This is a genomic window from Vallicoccus soli (genome assembly GCF_003594885.1).
In the GTDB taxonomy this organism is placed as follows: Bacteria; Actinomycetota; Actinomycetes; order Motilibacterales; family Motilibacteraceae; genus Vallicoccus; species Vallicoccus soli.
Genome location: NZ_QZEZ01000004.1, coordinates 129,342 through 145,552, shown reverse-complemented (window position 1 = coordinate 145,552; position 16,211 = coordinate 129,342). Strand labels below are relative to the sequence as shown.

Genomic DNA, 16,211 nt, shown 5'->3' with positions numbered 1-16,211 from the left:
AGCCGGCGCGGTACGGCGCCTACAGGCCCTGCGCCCGCTGCGCGACGACCTCCTGCGCGATGTCGCGCAGCTTGCGGTTGGCGGCCTGCGACGCTCGGGCGAGCAGGGCGAACGCCTCGTCGGCGGAGCAGTCGCGCCGGGCCATGACCATGCCCTTGGCCTGCTCGATGACGGCGCGCGAGGCCATGGCCGCCTCCATCTGCCGCGCGAGCTCGGTGGTGCTGGTGTAGAGCGCGGCGTTGGCGAGGGCGACCGCGGCGTACGACGCGAAGGTGAGGGCGAGCGCCTGGGAGTCGTCGTCGAACGCGCGGCCGTGCATGCCGTAGATGTTGAGCGCGCCGACGGTGCGCTGCGGGATGGGCAGGCCGACCGACAAGGTGTTCGTCACGCCCGCCCGGGCCGCCTGCCGGGCGAAGTCCGGGTACGTCTCCTCGTGCGCGGTGTCGGGGATGTCGACCGTGTCGCCGCTGAGGGCCGCGTCCATGCAGGGGCCGAAGCCCTTCTCGTACTGCCGCTCGTCGAGGTGCACCGCGAGGTCGCCGGTGAAGGCGACGCTGCGGGCCTGCTCCCCGTCGAGGAGCGTCACGGAGACCTCGTCGGCCCCGGGGACGGTGCGCTTCGCCAGGCTCGCGACGCGCTCCAGCACCTCCCCGAGCGGGCTGCCGAGGAGGATCTGCGACAGCTCGTGGAAGGCGGTCTGGGGGTCGAGCAGCTGCTGCTGCGCGTCGGGTCCGTCGTGCTCGGCCATCGTGCTCACGCCTCCCTGGTAGGCGTCGAGCGGGCGCGCCGTGGGCGGCCTCTCGACGCGGGACCACGGACCCCGTCGTGCCACGGGGAGCCGTGCTGCGAGAGGCTGATCGCTCAACCAGGAGCTGAGGGGGCCCGAGGGCCCCCATGGCTGCCGCAGGGACGCGGCCACAGGCCTGTCAGCGTACGCCCCCGCGGGGCCCCCGCGCGCCTCCCGCACGTCAGCCCGTCAGCACCACCAGCCGCTGCGTCGCCCGCGTCATCGCCACGTAGCGGTCCACCGCCCCGACCGCCCCGTCGCCGAAGCGCTCCGGGCCGACGAGGACGACGAGGTCGAACTCGAGCCCCTTGACCAGCGCCGGGTCCAGCGAGCGGACCCGCGGCGACGCGACGGGGCTCGGGGCGCCGACGACGCACGCGACCCCCTCGGCGTCCTCGGCGAGCCAGCCCTCGAGGACCGCGGGCAGGTCCGCGGTGCGCCCGTGCAGGACGGGGACGCCCGTGCTTCGCACCGACCGGGGCACGTTGGCGTCCGGCAGGACCGCGCGGATGACGGGCTCGGCCTGCGCCATCACCTCCCGCGGCGTCCGGTAGCCGACCGTCAACGACGCGACCCGCACGCGGTCGAGCCCGACCCGCGCGAGCCGCTCGGGCCACGTCCCGTCGAAGCCGCGCCGGGCCTGGGCCCGGTCCCCGACGACGGTGAGGCTGCGGGACGGGCAGCGCGCCAGCACCATCCGCCACTCCGCGTCGGTCAGCTCCTGGGCCTCGTCGACGACGACGTGCGCGAACGGCCCGGCGAGCAGGTCCGGGTCCGCGACGGGGAGCCCCGCGTCGTCGACGAGGGCGTCGCGCAGGTCCTGCTGGCGCAGGCTCGTGACGAGGCCCTCGCCGTCGTCGTCCGCCGCCACGAGGTCGTCGACGACCTCGGCCATCCGCTCGCGCTGCGCGGCGACCGCCGCGGCGTGCTGCCGCTCCCGCCGCCCCGCGTCGCGGTCCCCGAGCCGCCGGCGGGCCGCGTCGAGGAACGGCAGGTCGGCGGTCGTCCACGCGTGCGGGTCCCGCCGCTGCAGCGCCCGCACGTCGTCCGCCCCCAGCCACGGGGCGCACCGGCGCAGGAAGGCGGGGACGGTCCAGAGGTCCCCCACCAGGTCGGCCGCGTCGAGCAGCGGCCATCCCCGCGCCAGCGCCGTCATGAGCCCCCGGTCGCGCCGCAGATACCGGCGGAGCTGCTCCTGCGGCACGTCCTCGCCCGCCCGGTCGACGAGGAGGTCCAGCAGCTCCTCGACCACCTGGCCGCGCGCCTCGTGGTGCGGCGTCCCCGGCGCCGGGGCCGAGAACGCCGCCGCCCAGTCGCGGCGCCCCACCCGCAGGTCCCCCCACGGCGTGCTCACCTCGAGGCCCCCGTCGGGTGGCTCCTCGTAGAACCGCACGGCCTCCTCGACGGCGTCGAGCAGCCGTCCGGACGCCTTGAGGCGGGCGACGGCGGGGTCCGCCTCCGGCGCGGCGCACGCGCCCTCGGGCACCAGGTCGCGCAGCGTGCAGGTCTGCACGCCGTCCTCCCCGAGGCTCGGCAGGACGTCCGCGACGTAGGCCAGGTACGGCTGGTGCGGGCCGACGAACAGCACGCCGCCGCGGCGCCGGCCGAGGCGCGGGTCGGCGTGGAGCAGGTACGCCGTGCGGTGCAGCGCGACGACGGTCTTGCCGGTCCCCGGGCCGCCGTCGACGACGAGCGCCCCCCGCGACCCCGCGCGGACGACCGCGTCCTGGTCGGCCTGGATCGTCGCGAGCACGTCGCGCATCCGCGAGGACCGGCTGCTGCCGAGGCTCGCGACGAACGCGGACTGGTCGTCGAGGGCGGCGTGCCCCTCGAGCCCGTCCTCGGTGAACACCTCGTCCCAGTAGTCGCTGACCCGGCCGCGGGTCCAGCGGTACCGGCGCCGGCTGAGCAGGCCCATGGGGTCGGCGTGGGTCGCGCCGAAGAACGGCTCGGCGGCGGGTGAGCGCCAGTCGACGAGCAGCCGCCGCCCTTCGGCGTCCGCCAGCCCGAGCCGCCCGACGTACACGGGCTCGGGGTCCTCGGCCCGCACCATCCGGCCCAGGCAGAGGTCGGCGCCCGCGCCGCGCAGCAGCCGCAGGCGCGCGGCGAGCCGGTGCACCTCGAGGTCGCGGTCCAGCGCCGCCTGGCCCGCCCGCGCCGGAGCGCGGCGCTCGGCGGCCAGGCGCCGGACGAGGGCGGCGACGGACTCCGCGAGGGCCGCGGCGACGGCGGCGAGGTGCCGCTCGTCCCCGGCGACGAGCGACGGGTCCGCCTTGGCGGACAGGTGGTCGGGCAGGTCGAACGCGCTCCGGCTCTGCGGTCCCACTCCTCGGCTCCCCCTCCGTGGCGTGCGGGGCGGCGCGACGGCCGCCTCCTCAGGCACACGCTTTCCTGCGGGCGGGCCCGGCGCGGTCACCGGGCCTCGGCCGGTGATCGTGCACCCGCCCCGGGGCCTTGCCGCAAGCCCCCCGGTGCGCTATACGTTGAGGACGGCGGGAGGAGTGCGCCCTGATGACGCCCGAGCGTGCCGCCCACCTCGCCCGGCTGCGCCGGGTCCGCGACCGCATCGACCGCGACTACGCGCAGCCCCTCGACGTGCCGGCCCTCGCCCGGTCCGTGCACATGTCTGCCGGGCACCTGAGCCGCGAGTTCCGGCTGGCCTACGGCGAGTCGCCCTACGCGTACCTCATGACCCGCCGCATCGAGCGGGCCATGGCGCTGCTGCGCCGCGGCGACCTCGGCGTCACCGAGGTCTGCTTCGCCGTCGGGTGCTCCTCGCTCGGGACCTTCAGCACGCGCTTCACCGAGCTCGTCGGGGTGCCGCCCAGCACCTACCGGCGGATGTCCGCGGACGACACCGCGGGCATGCCCCCGTGCCTGGCCCGGCAGGTCACGCGGCCGGTCAGGAATCGAGAAGCACGGGGTGCGGTGGCGCGCCTAGCGTGACGGGCATGGACGTCACCATCCACGCCAGCTTCCTCCCGCACCAGGACCCCGAGGCCTCCCTGGCCTTCTACCGCGACCTGCTCGGCTTCGAGGTCCGCAACGACGTCGGCTACGCCGGGATGCGCTGGCTGACCGTCGGGCCGGCCGACCAGCCCGGTACGTCGATCGTCCTCTACCCGCTGGGCGCCGACCCGGGCGTCACCGAGGACGAGGCGCGCACGATCGCCGAGATGATGGCGAAGGGCACGTACGCCTCGCTGCTGCTCGCGACGAAGGACCTCGACGGCACGTTCGAGCGGCTGCAGGCCCGTGACGCCGAGGTCGTCCAGGAGCCGACCGAGCAGCCGTACGGTGTGCGGGACTGCGCGGTGCGCGACCCTGCGGGCACGATGGTCCGCATCCAGGAGCTGCGCTGACGGACGCCCCCACGGAGGCACGATGGCGACCCCGACCACGACGACGAGCGCGACCACGACTGCCGGGCGCCCCGCGGCACCCCGCGCCGCGGACAGCCACGACCTGATCCGGGTGCACGGCGCGCGGGAGAACAACCTCAAGGACGTCAGCGTCGAGATCCCCAAGCGCAGGCTCACGGTGTTCACGGGGGTGTCGGGCTCGGGGAAGAGCTCGCTGGTGTTCGGCACCGTCGCGGCGGAGTCCCAGCGGCTCATCAACGAGACGTACAGCACGTTCGTCCAGGGGTTCATGCCGACGCTGGCCCGGCCCGACGTCGACCTCCTCGACGGGCTCACCACCGCGATCATCGTCGACCAGGAGCGGATGGGCGCCAACCCGCGCTCCACCGTCGGCACCGCCACCGACGCCAACGCGATGCTGCGGATCCTCTTCAGCCGCCTCGGCGAGCCGCACATCGGCTCGCCGCAGGCGTTCTCCTTCAACGTCGCCTCGATCAGCGGGGCCGGCGCCGTCACTCTCGAGCGGGGCGGGGAGAAGGTCAAGGAGCGCCGGGAGTTCACCATCACCGGGGGGATGTGCCCCCGCTGCGAGGGCATGGGGCGCGTGTCCGACATCGACCTGACCGCCCTGTACGACGCCTCCAAGTCGCTCTCCGAGGGCGCCCTCACGGTCCCCGGCTACAGCATGGACGGCTGGTACGGCCGCCTCTTCAGCGGCGCCGGCCTGCCCATGGACAAGCCCCTCGGCGAGTTCACCGACGGGGAGCTCCGCACCCTCCTGCACAGCGAGCCGGTCAAGATCAAGGTCGAGGGCATCAACCTCACGTACGAGGGCCTGATCCCGCGGATCCAGAAGTCGATCCTGTCCAAGGACGTCGACGCGCTGCAGCCGCACGTGCGGCGCTTCGTCGAGCGCGCGGTGGCGTTCGGCGCGTGCCCGGACTGCGGGGGCACGCGGCTCAGCGCGCTGGCCCGGTCCTCCACCATCCGCGGCACGAGCATCGCCGACGCCTGCGCGATGCAGATCAGCGACCTCGCGGCCTGGGTGCGCGACCTGGACGAGCCGTCGGTCGCGCCGCTGCTCGCGGCGCTGGGGGACGCGCTCGACTCGTTCGTCGAGATCGGGCTCGGCTACCTCTCGCTCGACCGCTCGACCGGCACGCTGTCCGGAGGCGAGGCGCAGCGCACCAAGATGGTGCGGCACCTCGGCTCGGCGCTGACCGACGTCACGTACGTCTTCGACGAGCCGACCGTGGGCCTGCACCCGCACGACATCGCCCGCATGAACGACCTGCTGCTGCGGCTGCGCGACAAGGGCAACACGGTGCTCGTCGTGGAGCACAAGCCGGAGACCATCGTCGTCGCCGACCACGTCGTCGACCTCGGCCCCGGGGCGGGCACCGCGGGCGGGACCGTCTGCTACGAGGGCACCGTCGAGGGGCTGCGCGCGAGCGGCACCCTGACGGGGCGGCACCTCGACGACCGGGCGGCCCTCAAGCCCGCGGTCCGCACGCCCACCGGCGCGCTGCAGGTGCGCGGCGCGAGCACGCACAACCTGCGGGACGTCGACGTCGACGTCCCGCTCGGGGTGCTCGTCGTCGTCACGGGCGTAGCGGGGTCGGGCAAGAGCTCGCTCGTCCACGGGTCGGTGTCCGGGCGCGACGGCGTCGTGACGGTCGACCAGGGTGCGATCCGCGGCTCGCGGCGCAGCAACCCGGCGACCTACACGGGGCTGCTCGAGCCGGTGCGCAAGGCGTTCGCCAAGGCCAACGGGGTCAAGCCGGCCCTGTTCAGCCCGAACAGCGCCGGCGCCTGCCCGACGTGCAACGGCGCCGGCGTGGTCTACACCGACCTCGCGATGATGGCGGGCGTCGCCACGACCTGCGAGGAGTGCGAGGGCCGGCGGTTCCAGGCCTCGGTGCTCGAGCACCGCCTCGGCGGGCGCGACATCAGCGAGGTGCTCGGCATGACGGTGCGCGAGGCCGAGGAGTTCTTCGGCGCCGGCGAGGCGCGCACCCCGGCGGCCCACAAGGTGCTCGCGCGCATGGCCGACGTGGGGCTGGGCTACCTCACCCTCGGCCAGCCGCTCACCACGCTGTCCGGCGGCGAGCGCCAGCGGCTCAAGCTGGCCATCCACATGGGCGAGGAGGGCGGCCTCTACGTCCTCGACGAGCCGACCACCGGCCTGCACCTCGCCGACGTCGAGCAGCTGCTCTCCCTGCTGGACCGCCTCGTCGATTCCGGCACGTCGGTGGTCGTCATCGAGCACCACCAGGCGGTCATGGCCCACGCGGACTGGATCATCGACCTGGGCCCCGGCGCCGGGCACGACGGCGGGCGGGTCGTCTTCGAGGGCACGCCCGCGGACCTCGTCGCCGCCCGCTCCACCCTCACCGGGGAGCACCTCGCCGCGTACGTCGGCGCCTGACCGCGCGGTCGGGCTCCCGGCGGCGGCGGGCCTCAGGTCCGGCCGCCGCCGAGGTCGACGGTCTGCGGCAGGAGCGCGCGCTCGGTGTCGCGCCGCCACTCCACGAGCAGGGCCGACGCGTCGTCCTGGAGCGCCCCGTGCTGGTGCTGCAGCACCGCGTGCCGGAGCCGGCGCAGCGTCTCCGGGGCCGGGTAGCCGTCCTGCCCCGCGCGCTCGACGAAGTCCACGAGCCGCTCGAGGCCGAAGAACCCGCCGTCGGGCTGGCGGGCCTCGGGCAGCCCGTCGGTGTAGAGCAGGACCCGGTCCCCGGGCTCCAGCTGCTCGCGGCGCACCTGGACCGCACCCGTGCCGAGGGCGAGGCCGAGCGGGGTGGAGGGCGGGGCCTCGAGCGACTTCACCAGCCGCCCCGCCCGCAGCAGCAGCGGCTCGGGGTGCCCGGCGGACACCCACGACAGCTCCCCCGACGCCAGGTCGAGCTCGGCGAGGACCGCCGTCGCGTAGCGCTCGCCGCCGAGGACCCCGGCGAGGTCGTCGTCCACCGCGGCGCAGGTCGCGGCCAGGTCGAGGCCGCTGCGCCGGGCCCGCCGGTACGCGGCCAGCGCGAACGCCGCCGCACCGCTCGCGGCGAGGCCGTGCCCCATCGCGTCGATGATCGCGAAGTGCGCCGACGACTCGTTGACGGCGTAGTCGAAGGAGTCCCCGCCGTCCTCGTAGCAGGGCTCGAGCATCGCCGAGACCACGAGCCCGCGGGTGGCGAAGGTCAGCGGCGGCAGCAGCCCCCACTGCAGCTCCCCGGCCAGGCCCATCCGGCGGAGGCGCCGCACCCGCTCCAACGTGTCGCCGTAGGCCGACTTGCTCACCAGCACCTGCGCGGCGAGGTGGGCGAACCGCTCCCACACGACGAGCGCCCCGTGCGGCAGCGGTCCCGTCGAGGGCACCGTCAGGGTGAGGACGCCGACCCGCTCGGTGCCGTCGAGCAGCGGCAGCCACAGCCGCTGCCGCCCGGGGACCTCCGGGGCCTGCAGGATCTCCGAGGCCACCCAGCAGCGCCCGGCCATGGTGCCCTCGAGGGCCAGCGCCTCCGCCCGGCGGGCGGCCACGAGGGCCTCGTCGTCCCCGCCGCGCCCCAGCTCGTCGGCGGCCGGCTCCCCCTCGCCCGGCCAGCCGAGGACCGAGACGCCGCGCGCCGGGCGGGCCGGGACGGGCACCAGGTGCCGCTGCTCGTAGTCGACGAGGTACGCGACCGCGCCGTCGCCCCCGGCGGAGCGCACCGTCTCGGCCACCGCGGCCGCGACCTCCGCCGGCGCGCTGAGGTGGGTGCGCCCGAGCAGGCCCAGGAACAGCGCCAGCGCTCCCTCCACGGGCATCCCGCCCAGGTCGAGCTCGCCTGGCGCGCCGGGGCGCCCCGCCTGCGGACCGGTCACGGCACCCCTCTGGTCGCCTCGTCGACGGAGCGCCTGCTGCCCGGCGCGGGGACCGGGGAAACGCCCGCGATGACTGGCCGCCCCGCCCCGGGTCTCCCCCGTACGGCCGCCGGGCGGCGGCCGTACGGCGACGGGAGGACCCACCATGCGCAGGCTGCTCGCGACCACGTTCCTGAGCCTCGACGGCGTCCTGCAGGCGCCGGGCGGCCCCGAGGAGGACCCCAGCGGCGGCTTCCCGTACGGGGGCTGGTCCGCGCCGCTCTGGGACGACGAGGTCGGCGAGGCGATGGAGCGCGTCATGGGACGCCCCTTCGACCTGCTGCTGGGCGCCGGACGTACGACATCTTCGCCGCGTTCTGGCCGCAGGCGTCCGAGGAGCAGGGCGCGGGGCCGCTCAACCGGGCCACGAAGCACGTCGCCTCCCGCGGGCGCCCCGAGCTGACCTGGGACCGGTCGGTGCTGCTCGAGGGCGACGTGCCCGCCGCCGTGCGCCGGCTCAAGGAGGGCGACGGCCCCGAGCTGCAGGTGCACGGCAGCGGCGAGCTGCTGCAGACCCTGCTCCAGCACCGGCTCGTCGACGTCCTGCACCTCGTGACGTACCCGGTGGTGCTGGGCACGGGCAAGCGCCTCTTCGGCCCCGGCACCGCGCAGGTCCTGCGCGTCGTCGAGAGCCGCACGACGGCCGGCGGCGTGCACCTCGCGACGTACGAGCCCGCGGGCGAGGTGACGACCGGCTCGTTCGGCTGAGGCTCAGCGCTGCTTGGCCACGAGGGTGAGCACGTCGTACGTGGCCACGAGCTCGTCGCGCTGGTTGAGCAGCCGCGCGTCCCAGCGCACCTCGCCGTAGTCGGCGTCCACCCGCGGGGCGATGCTCTTGGCGGTGAGGACGACGCGCACCGCGTCGCCCGGGCTCACCGGGGTGAGGAAGCGCAGGTCCTCCAGGCCGTAGTTCGCGAGCACCGGGCCCGGCGAGGGCTCGACGAAGAGCCCCGCGGCCAGCGAGACGAGGAAGTAGCCGTGCGCGACGCGCCCCTCGAAGAAGGGGTTCGCGCGTGCGGCCTCGTCGTCCGTGTGGGCGTAGAAGCGGTCCCCCGACAGCTCGGTGAACCGGTCGATGTCCTCGAGCGTGACGGTCCGCGGCCCGGACTCGACGCTGTCGCCGACCCGCAGCTCGGCGAGCGAGAGCTGGAACGGGTGCCGCTGCGGGGTCCGGCGCGGCGCACCCGGCACCCAGGTGCCGGTGACGGCGGACAGAGCGCGCGGCGAGCCCTGCAGGGCGGTGCGCTGCATGAAGTGCCGCACGGCCCGTACGCCGCCGAGCTCCTCGCCGTCGCCGGCCCGGCCTGGCCCGCCGTGGGTGAGGTGCGGCAGCGGCGACCCGTGGCCGGTCGACTCGCCGGCGCTGTCGCGGTCGAGCACGAGCACCCGCCCGTGCCAGGGGGCGACGCCGAGCACGACGTCGCGGACGACCCCGGGGTCGTTCGAGACGACCGAGCCGACGAGGCTGCCGCGGCCGCGGGCGGCGAGCTCGACCGCCTCGGCGGTGCTGGCGTAGCCGACCACGGTGCTCACCGGCCCGAACGCCTCGACCTCGTGCACCTCCGGGCGCCACGGGTCCTCGGCCACGAGGAGCAGCGGCGGCAGGAACGCGCCGCGGTCGGCGTCCGCGCCCGTGACGTCGAAGCGCGCGGGGTCGCCGACGGCCAGCCGGGCCGAGCGCTGCAGGTCGCCGACCCGCGACCGGACCTCGTCGCGCTGCCGGAGGCTGACGAGGGCCCCCATGGTGACCCCGTCGGCCTGCGGGTGGCCGACCCGCACCTTCTCGGCGACCCGCGCCTCCACCGCCCCCACGACCGCGTCCACGAGCGCGCTCGGCACGAGGGCGCGGCGGATCGCGGTGCACTTCTGCCCCGCCTTGGCCGTCATCTCGGTGACGAGCTGGCGCACGAAGAGGTCGAACTCGGGGGTGCCGGGCACCGCGTCGGGCCCGAGCAGCGAGAAGTTCAGCGAGTCGGCCTCGGAGGTGAAGCGCACGCCGCCGCGCAGGACGGCCTCGTGGGTGCGCAGCGCCTGCGCGGTCGCGGCCGACCCCGTGAACGCGACGAGGTCCTGGTCGCCGAGCACGTCGAGCACCCCGCGCGCCCCTCCCGCGAGCAGCTGCAGGCTCCCCTCGGGGAGCAGGCCGCTGGCCAGCGCCTCCCGCACGACCGCCTCGGTGAGGTACGCCGTCTGCTGGGCCGGCTTCACGACGGTCGGCACGCCGGCGAGGAACGCCGGGGCGAGCTTCTCGAGCATCCCCCAGACCGGGAAGTTGAAGGCGTTGACCTGCAGCGCCACCCCGCGCCGCGGCGTGTAGACGTGCTGCCCGACGAACTGCCCGCCCCGGCCCAGCGGCTCGGCGGGCCCGTCGAGGAGCACGTGCCCGCCGGGCAGCTCGCGCCGGCCCTTCGAGCCGTACGTGAAGAGCACCCCGATGCCGCCGTCGACGTCGACGAGCGAGTCGCGGCGCGTCGCGCCGGTGCGCGCGGAGAGCTCGTAGAACAGGTCCTTGCGCCCCTGCAGGTGCTGCGCGAGCTGCTTGAGCAGCAGCGCCCGCTCGTGGAAGGTGAGGGCCCGCAGGGCCGGGCCCCCGACGGCGCGGCCGTGCTCGACGGCGGTGGCGGCGTCGACCGGCGTGGCGGCGATCCGCGCGACCGGCTCGGACGTCGCGGCGTCGAGCAGCGTCGTCGTCTCGCCCCGCGGCGCGGTCCAGCGCCCGGCGACGAAGCTCTCGACGGCGGCGACGTCGCGGACGGCGGTGGTGCTCATCGGTCCTCCCACTCGTAGAAGCCCCTGCCGGTCTTGCGGCCCAGCTCGCCCCGGGCCACCTTGTCGCGCAGCAGCGCGGGCGGGGCGAAGCGCGGGCCGAGCGTGCGCTCGAGGTGCTCGGCGATGCCGAGGCGCACGTCGAGCCCGACGAGGTCGGTGAGGCGCAGCGGCCCGACGGGGTGCCGGTAGCCCAGCACCATCGCCGCGTCGATGTCCTCGGGGCTCGCGACGCCCTCCTCGACCATCCGCACGGCCTCGAGCCCGAGGGCGAGGCCGAGCCGGCTGCTCGCGAAGCCGGGCGCGTCGCGGACCACCACGGCGGTCTTGCCCAGGGCCTCGACCCACCCGCGGGCCCGCTCGACGAGCGCGTCGCCGGTGCCGGGGCCCGCGACGACCTCGACGAGGGCGCTGGCGGGCACGGGGTTGAAGAAGTGCAGCCCGAGGAAAGCGCGGTCCGGGCGGAGAGCGGCTGCCAGCTCGCCGACGCCGAGGGAGGACGTGTTGGTCGCCAGGACGGCGTCGTCCGCCAGGACCGCGTCCAGCGCCGCGAGGACCTGCGCCTTGAGCGCGGGGTCCTCCGGGACGGCCTCGACGACGAGGCCGCACCCCGCGAGCGCCGCGGCGCCCGTGCCGGTGGTGAGGCGGGCGAGCACGGCGTCCACCGGCTCCGGGAGGGTGCCGCGGCGCTCGCTCGCCCCTACGGCGTCGGCCACCCGCTCGCGCGCCGCGGCCGCCCGCGCCTCGTCGGACTCGGCGACGACGACGTGCGAGCCGGCGAGCAGCAGGGCGTGGGCGATCCCCGAGCCCATCCGCCCGCCGCCGAGCACCCCGGTGCGCTCCGGCAGCCCGCTCACGGGCGGGACCTGCGCTCGAGGAACGCCGTCATCCGCCGCTCCTTCTCCTCGGTCTCGAAGAGCACGGCCTGCGCCACGTCGTCGAACGCGGGGTGCGCCCCGGCGGGCACCCGCAGGGCGAGCTTGGTCAGGCGCAGGGCCAGCAGGTCGCTGCGCAGCACGCGGTCGACGAGGCGGTGCGCCGCGGGGAGCAGGTCGGCGGGCTCGACGACCTCGGTGACGAGGTGCGCGGCCAGGCACTCCTGCGCGTCCAGCACGCGGCCCGCGAGGAGCACCTCCTTGGCCAGCGGCTCGCCGACGAGGTCGCGCAGCCGCCAGGTCGCGCCCGCCGCGGCGAGGATGCCGAGCCCGGCCTCGGGGTTGCCGAAGCGGGTGCGGGGCGTGGCGACGCGGAAGTCGCAGGCGTACGCGAGCTCCGCACCGCCGCCGAGGGCGTGGCCGTCCACCGCCGCCACCGTGGGCAGGGGCAGCCGGGCGAGCCGGTCGAACAGGCCCGAGTTGATGCCGCGCAGGGCGTCGTCGCGCCGCCGCTCCCGCAGCTGGCGGATGTCGGCGCCCGACACGAAGACCCCGTCGCCACCGGCGAGGACGAGCGGGCGCGGCTCGTCCTCGAGCAGGCGGCAGAGCTCGTGGAGCTCGGCCACGAGCCCGGCGTCGATGGCGTTGCGGGTCTCGGGCCGGTCGATGGTCGCGACGACGCGGTCCTCGCGCACGTCGACGTGCAGCGCGCCGCTCACTGGTCGAAGTCCACGACGACCCGCTCGCTCGTCGGGTGGGACTGGCAGGTGAGCACGTAGCCGGCCGCCGCCTCGGACTCCTCGAGCGCGTACGAGCGCTCCATCCGCACCGTGCCCTCGACGACCCGCGCCCGGCAGGTGCCGCAGACGCCGCCGCGGCAGGCGAAGGGGGCGTCGGCCCGCACGCGCAGGACCGCGTCGAGCACCGGCTCGCCCTCCTCGGCCAGCTCCAGCGTCGTGCTGCGCCCGTCGAGCACCGCGGTGACGGTGCTGCGCGCCCCCGCGGGTGCGTCGGACCGCTCCCGGCGCGTCGCGGGCCCCGCGCCGGCCACGTGGAACAGCTCGTGGTGCACGGCGCCGTCCGGGACGCCGGCCGCAGACAGCGCCGTGCGGGCCTGCTCCACCATGCCGGCGGGTCCGCAGAGGAACCACGCGTCGACGCCCGCCGGGTCCACGACCTCGCCGAGCAGCAGCCGCAGCTTGTCGGCGTCGACCCGGCCGGACAGCAGCGGGGCGTCCCGGGGCTCGCGCGAGAGCACGTGCACGACCTGGAGCCGGTCCGGGTGGCGGTCCTTGAGGTCCGCGAGCTCCTCGAGGAACATCACGCTGGCCGTCGTCCGGTTGCCGTAGACCAGCGTGAAGCGGCTGCCCGCCTCCACCGCCAGCGCGGTCTCGACCAGGCTGATGACGGGCGTGATGCCGCTGCCCGCCGCCACGGCGGCGTAGTGGCGGGCCCGCCCCGGCACGAACGGCACCCCGAAGCGGCCCGCGGGCGTCATGACGTCCAGCACGTCGCCGGCGCGCAGGTCGCGGGTGGCCCACTCGCTGAACGCGCCGCCGTCGAGGCGCCGCACCGCCACCCGCAGCCGGCCCTGCCCCGCGGGGGCGCAGATCGAGTAGCTGCGCCGCACCTCCTCGCCGTCGATCTCCCGCCGCAGCGTCAGGTGCTGGCCGGGCACGAAGTCGTACGCCCCCCTCAGCTCCTCGGGGACCTCGAAGGAGACCGCCACGGCGTCGTCGGTGAGCCGCTCGACCTCGGAGACCCGCAGCGGGTGGAACGCCAGGCGCGGGCGCCGGGCGGTCGTCGTCGGGGCGCCCACTCAGTGGTCCTTGAAGTGGTCGAACGGCTCGCGGCAGTCCTCGCACTGCCGCAGCGCCTTGCACGAGGTCGAGCCGAAGCGGGCCAGCTCGCGGGTGCGGGGGGAGCCGCACTGGGGGCAGCGCACGGACAGCGCGACGAGGACGGGACCGTCCGCGCGCCGCTGCGGCGGGGCGATGCCGTACGCGGCCAGCTTGCGCCGCCCCTCGTCGCTCATCCACGCCGTCGTCCAGGCCGGGCTCAGCACCGTGACGACCTCGACGTCGCCGAAGCCCTCGGCGGCGAGCGCGCGCACCACGTCGTCGCGGATGGCGTCCATGGCCGGGCAGCCGGAGTAGGTGGGCGTCACGGTCACCCGCAGGCGCCCGCCGTCCTCCTCGACGGCGCGCAGGACGCCGAGGTCGGCGATGGTCAGCACGGGCACCTCGGGGTCGGGCACGCCGCCGGCGACCGCGCGGGCACGCTCGACGTCGAGCGCCGCGACCGTCACCACGTCGCCCCCGGGTGCGAGCGGTGCAGGTGCTGCATCTCCGCGAGCAGGTAGCCCATCGCCTCGGTGTGCACACCCCGCCGGCCACCCGTCGCCCGGCGCACCGGCTGCGGGCGGGTCAGCGTCGCCTCCGCGAGGACGGCGTCGACGTCGGCGTCCCAGCCGGCGCGCAGCCCGGCCGGGTCGACGCCGAGGCCGCTCGCGGCCGCCGCGCGGGTCACGTCGTCGCTCTCGAACAGCTCGTCCGCGTACGGCCACAGCCGCTCCAGGGCCGCCTGCATCCGCCGGTGGCTCTCGTCGGTGCCGTCGCCCAGCCGGAGCGTCCACTGCACGGCGTGGTCGCGGTGGTAGTCGACCTCCTTCGCGCCCTTCTCCGCCACGCCCGCCACCACCTCGTCGGTGCTCGTCGCGAGGACGCGGTAGAGCGGGAGCTGGTAGCAGGAGAACAGCAGCTGCCGGGCGATGGTCTCGGCGAAGTCGCGCTCCGGCACCTCGACGAGCTGGCAGTTGAGGAAAGCCCTCTCCTCGCGGAGGTACGCGAGGTCGTCCTCGCTCCGCCCGGCACCCTCCAGCTCGCCCGCGCGGGTGAGCAGGGGGCGCGCCTGCCCGAGCAGGTCGAGCGCGATGTTCGACAGCGCGACGTCCTCCTCGAGCTGCGGCGCCCGGGTGAGCTGGCCGGCCAGGCGCTGGGCGAGGACGAGCGCGTCGTCGGCGAGGCGCAGGACGTACGCGACCTCGGCCGTCACCACCGCCGCGCTCACAGGTGCTGCACCCCGTCTGGCACCTCGTAGAAGGTCGGGTGCCGGTACGGCTTGTCCGCGGCCGGCGCGAAGAACGGGTCGCGCTCGTCCGGGCTCGACGCCGTGACCGACGCGGACGGGACGACCCAGAGCGACACGCCCTCCTGCCGCCGGGTGTAGAGGTCGCGGGCGTTGCGCAGCGCCATCGGCGCGTCGGGGGCGTGCAGGCTGCCGACGTGCGTATGGGCCAGGCCGCGGCGCCCGCGCACGAAGACCTCCCACAGCGGCCAGTCGCGCCGCGACGCCGGCGTCGGCGCCTGCGCGCCCGTCGCGACGCCGTCCACCGGCACCGCGCCGTGCCCGCCCTCGGCCCGCACCTCCGGGGTGCTCATGCCGCCGCCCGGGCCCGCGCGGCCTGCTTCTGGGCGTACGCCGTCGCGGCCTCGCGCACCCAGGCACCGTCCTCGTGCGCGCGCACCCGGTGCTCGAGCCGCTGGGCGTTGCACGGCCCGTCGCCGGTGAGGACGCGGGCGAACTCGTCCCAGTCGATGGGGCCGTACCGCCAGTGGCCGGCCTCCTCGTCCCACCGCAGGTCGGGGTCGGGCAGCGTGAGCCCGAGCGCCTGCGCCTGCGGCACGGCCATGTCCACGAACCGCTGGCGCAGCTCGTCGTTGCTGAACCGCTTGATGCGCCAGGCCATCGACCGCGCGCTGTTCGGCGACCGGTCGTCCGGCGGGCCGAACATCATGAGCGACGGCCACCACCAGCGGTCGACGGCGTCCTGCGCCATCGCGTGCTGCTCGGGCGTGCCGTGCGACAGGTGGTGGAGGACCTCGAAGCCCTGCCGCTGGTGGAAGGACTCCTCCTTGCAGATGCGGACCATGGCGCGGGCGTAGGGGCCGTACGAGCACCGCGTGATCGGCACCTGGTTGACGATCGCCGCCCCGTCCACCAGCCAGCCGATGGCGCCCATGTCGGCCCACGTGAGCGTCGGGTAGTTGAAGATCGAGGAGTACTTCTGCCTCCCGGCGTGCAGCAGGTCGAGCAGCTCCGCGCGGTCGACGCCGAGGGTCTCGGCGGCGCTGTAGAGGTAGAGCCCGTGCCCCGCCTCGTCCTGCACCTTGGCCAGCAGGATCGCCTTGCGGCGCAGGCTCGGCGCGCGGGTCACCCAGTTCCCCTCGGGCTGCATGCCGATGATCTCCGAGTGCGCGTGCTGGGCGATCTGACGCACCAGCGTCCTGCGGTACGCCTCCGGCATCCAGTCCCTGGGCTCGACCCGCTCGTCCGCCGCGACCATCGCCTCGAAGCGCTCCAGCAGCTGCGCGTCGTCCCGCTGCGCGTCGTCCACGGACCCTCCTCAGCGACCGAACGATCGTTCGGTCCCAGGGTGCCGCCACCCCCGCCCGCCGTCAACCCGCCGCCGCGCCGGGGAGGGCCGCCGGAGCACCACGAGCGCATGATCGCCGCGGGGTGTCCCTCCTC

Annotated in this window: 14 protein-coding genes and 1 pseudogene; 4 read left to right on the top strand and 11 right to left on the bottom strand. The window is 75.9% G+C overall.

From position 1 onward, the window contains the following. Nucleotides 1-19: 19 nt before the first annotated feature. Nucleotides 20-748, bottom strand: a complete 729-nt coding sequence (locus tag D5H78_RS10570) for a GAF and ANTAR domain-containing protein (RefSeq protein ID WP_119950570.1) — start codon at nucleotides 746-748, stop codon at nucleotides 20-22. 220 nt (nucleotides 749-968) lie between these two features. Next, entirely contained in the window at nucleotides 969-3,113 is a 2,145-nt protein-coding gene (gene helR, locus D5H78_RS10565) for an RNA polymerase recycling motor ATPase HelR (protein WP_119950430.1), read from the bottom strand. Between the two features lie 185 nt (nucleotides 3,114-3,298). Between helR and D5H78_RS10560 the strand changes: the two genes are divergently transcribed. Genes D5H78_RS10560 through D5H78_RS10550 form a run of 3 tightly spaced genes read left to right on the top strand, consistent with a single transcriptional unit; the run spans nucleotide 3,299 to nucleotide 6,577 of the window. Then, nucleotides 3,299-3,733, top strand: coding sequence for a helix-turn-helix transcriptional regulator (locus tag D5H78_RS10560; protein ID WP_119950429.1), 435 nt, complete (start codon nucleotides 3,299-3,301; stop codon nucleotides 3,731-3,733). A 5-nt stretch (nucleotides 3,734-3,738) separates the two neighbouring features. Then, nucleotides 3,739-4,149 (top strand): VOC family protein, encoded by a 411-nt coding sequence (locus tag D5H78_RS10555; RefSeq protein WP_119950428.1) that lies wholly within the window; start codon nucleotides 3,739-3,741, stop codon nucleotides 4,147-4,149. Between the two features lie 22 nt (nucleotides 4,150-4,171). Further along, nucleotides 4,172-6,577: an ATP-binding cassette domain-containing protein gene (locus D5H78_RS10550; RefSeq protein ID WP_119950427.1), complete on the top strand. Its 2,406-nt coding sequence runs from the start codon at nucleotides 4,172-4,174 to the stop codon at nucleotides 6,575-6,577. A 32-nt stretch (nucleotides 6,578-6,609) separates the two neighbouring features. Here D5H78_RS10550 and D5H78_RS10545 read toward each other — a convergent pair whose 3' ends face one another. Next, nucleotides 6,610-8,001: a PP2C family protein-serine/threonine phosphatase gene (locus D5H78_RS10545; protein WP_119950426.1), complete on the bottom strand. Its 1,392-nt coding sequence runs from the start codon at nucleotides 7,999-8,001 to the stop codon at nucleotides 6,610-6,612. Nucleotides 8,002-8,146: 145 nt separating this feature from the next. On the opposite strand from D5H78_RS10545, the pseudogene D5H78_RS20280 reads away from it, so the two are divergent. Then, nucleotides 8,147-8,748: pseudogene (locus D5H78_RS20280) on the top strand (dihydrofolate reductase family protein). Nucleotides 8,749-8,751: 3 nt separating this feature from the next. On the opposite strand, the gene paaZ reads toward D5H78_RS20280, so the two are convergent. The 8 genes from paaZ to paaA are packed head-to-tail and all read right to left on the bottom strand — an operon-like array spanning nucleotide 8,752 to nucleotide 16,026. Continuing rightward, nucleotides 8,752-10,809, bottom strand: coding sequence for a phenylacetic acid degradation bifunctional protein PaaZ (paaZ, locus tag D5H78_RS10535; protein ID WP_119950425.1), 2,058 nt, complete (start codon nucleotides 10,807-10,809; stop codon nucleotides 8,752-8,754). After that, the gene (locus D5H78_RS10530) at nucleotides 10,806-11,663 is read right to left on the bottom strand and encodes a 3-hydroxyacyl-CoA dehydrogenase family protein (protein ID WP_165865701.1); all 858 of its coding nucleotides are present in this window, start codon (nucleotides 11,661-11,663) and stop codon (nucleotides 10,806-10,808) included. Before D5H78_RS10530 ends, paaZ begins: the two co-directional genes overlap by 4 nt. Then, complete coding sequence (locus D5H78_RS10525) at nucleotides 11,660-12,400, bottom strand: enoyl-CoA hydratase/isomerase family protein (RefSeq protein ID WP_165865700.1); 741 nt, start codon at nucleotides 12,398-12,400, stop codon at nucleotides 11,660-11,662. The genes D5H78_RS10530 and D5H78_RS10525 overlap by 4 nt, the downstream gene beginning before the upstream one ends. After that, nucleotides 12,397-13,500: a 1,2-phenylacetyl-CoA epoxidase subunit PaaE gene (gene paaE, locus D5H78_RS10520; RefSeq protein ID WP_218566477.1), complete on the bottom strand. Its 1,104-nt coding sequence runs from the start codon at nucleotides 13,498-13,500 to the stop codon at nucleotides 12,397-12,399. The genes D5H78_RS10525 and paaE overlap by 4 nt, the downstream gene beginning before the upstream one ends. Next, complete coding sequence (gene paaD / locus D5H78_RS10515; protein ID WP_218566476.1) at nucleotides 13,501-13,989, bottom strand: 1,2-phenylacetyl-CoA epoxidase subunit PaaD; 489 nt, start codon at nucleotides 13,987-13,989, stop codon at nucleotides 13,501-13,503. Beyond that, complete coding sequence (paaC, locus tag D5H78_RS10510) at nucleotides 13,986-14,750, bottom strand: 1,2-phenylacetyl-CoA epoxidase subunit PaaC (RefSeq protein ID WP_119950423.1); 765 nt, start codon at nucleotides 14,748-14,750, stop codon at nucleotides 13,986-13,988. The genes paaD and paaC overlap by 4 nt, the downstream gene beginning before the upstream one ends. Then, a complete protein-coding gene (paaB, locus tag D5H78_RS10505; RefSeq protein WP_119950422.1) occupies nucleotides 14,747-15,121 on the bottom strand; it encodes a 1,2-phenylacetyl-CoA epoxidase subunit PaaB in 375 nt (124 codons plus the stop codon). Before paaB ends, paaC begins: the two co-directional genes overlap by 4 nt. After that, nucleotides 15,118-16,026 carry a 1,2-phenylacetyl-CoA epoxidase subunit PaaA gene (gene paaA / locus D5H78_RS10500; RefSeq protein WP_119950567.1) on the bottom strand — a complete coding sequence of 303 codons (909 nt, stop codon included), beginning with the start codon at nucleotides 16,024-16,026 and terminating at the stop codon, nucleotides 15,118-15,120. Before paaA ends, paaB begins: the two co-directional genes overlap by 4 nt. Nucleotides 16,027-16,211: the final 185 nt, after the last annotated feature.

Excerpts from the sequence above, each read along its gene's own strand:
- D5H78_RS10560 (WP_119950429.1), top strand. The coding sequence starts at position 3,299 with ATGACGCCCGAGCGTGCCGCCCACCTCGCCCGGCTGCGCCGGGTCCGC.
- D5H78_RS10570 (WP_119950570.1), bottom strand. The coding sequence starts at position 748 with ATGGCCGAGCACGACGGACCCGACGCGCAGCAGCAGCTGCTCGACCCC.
- D5H78_RS10555 (WP_119950428.1), top strand. The coding sequence starts at position 3,739 with ATGGACGTCACCATCCACGCCAGCTTCCTCCCGCACCAGGACCCCGAG.
- paaB (WP_119950422.1), bottom strand. The coding sequence starts at position 15,121 with ATGAGCACCCCGGAGGTGCGGGCCGAGGGCGGGCACGGCGCGGTGCCG.
- paaZ (WP_119950425.1), bottom strand. The coding sequence starts at position 10,809 with ATGAGCACCACCGCCGTCCGCGACGTCGCCGCCGTCGAGAGCTTCGTC.
- D5H78_RS10550 (WP_119950427.1), top strand. The coding sequence starts at position 4,172 with ATGGCGACCCCGACCACGACGACGAGCGCGACCACGACTGCCGGGCGC.
- paaA (WP_119950567.1), bottom strand. The coding sequence starts at position 16,026 with ATGGTCGCGGCGGACGAGCGGGTCGAGCCCAGGGACTGGATGCCGGAG.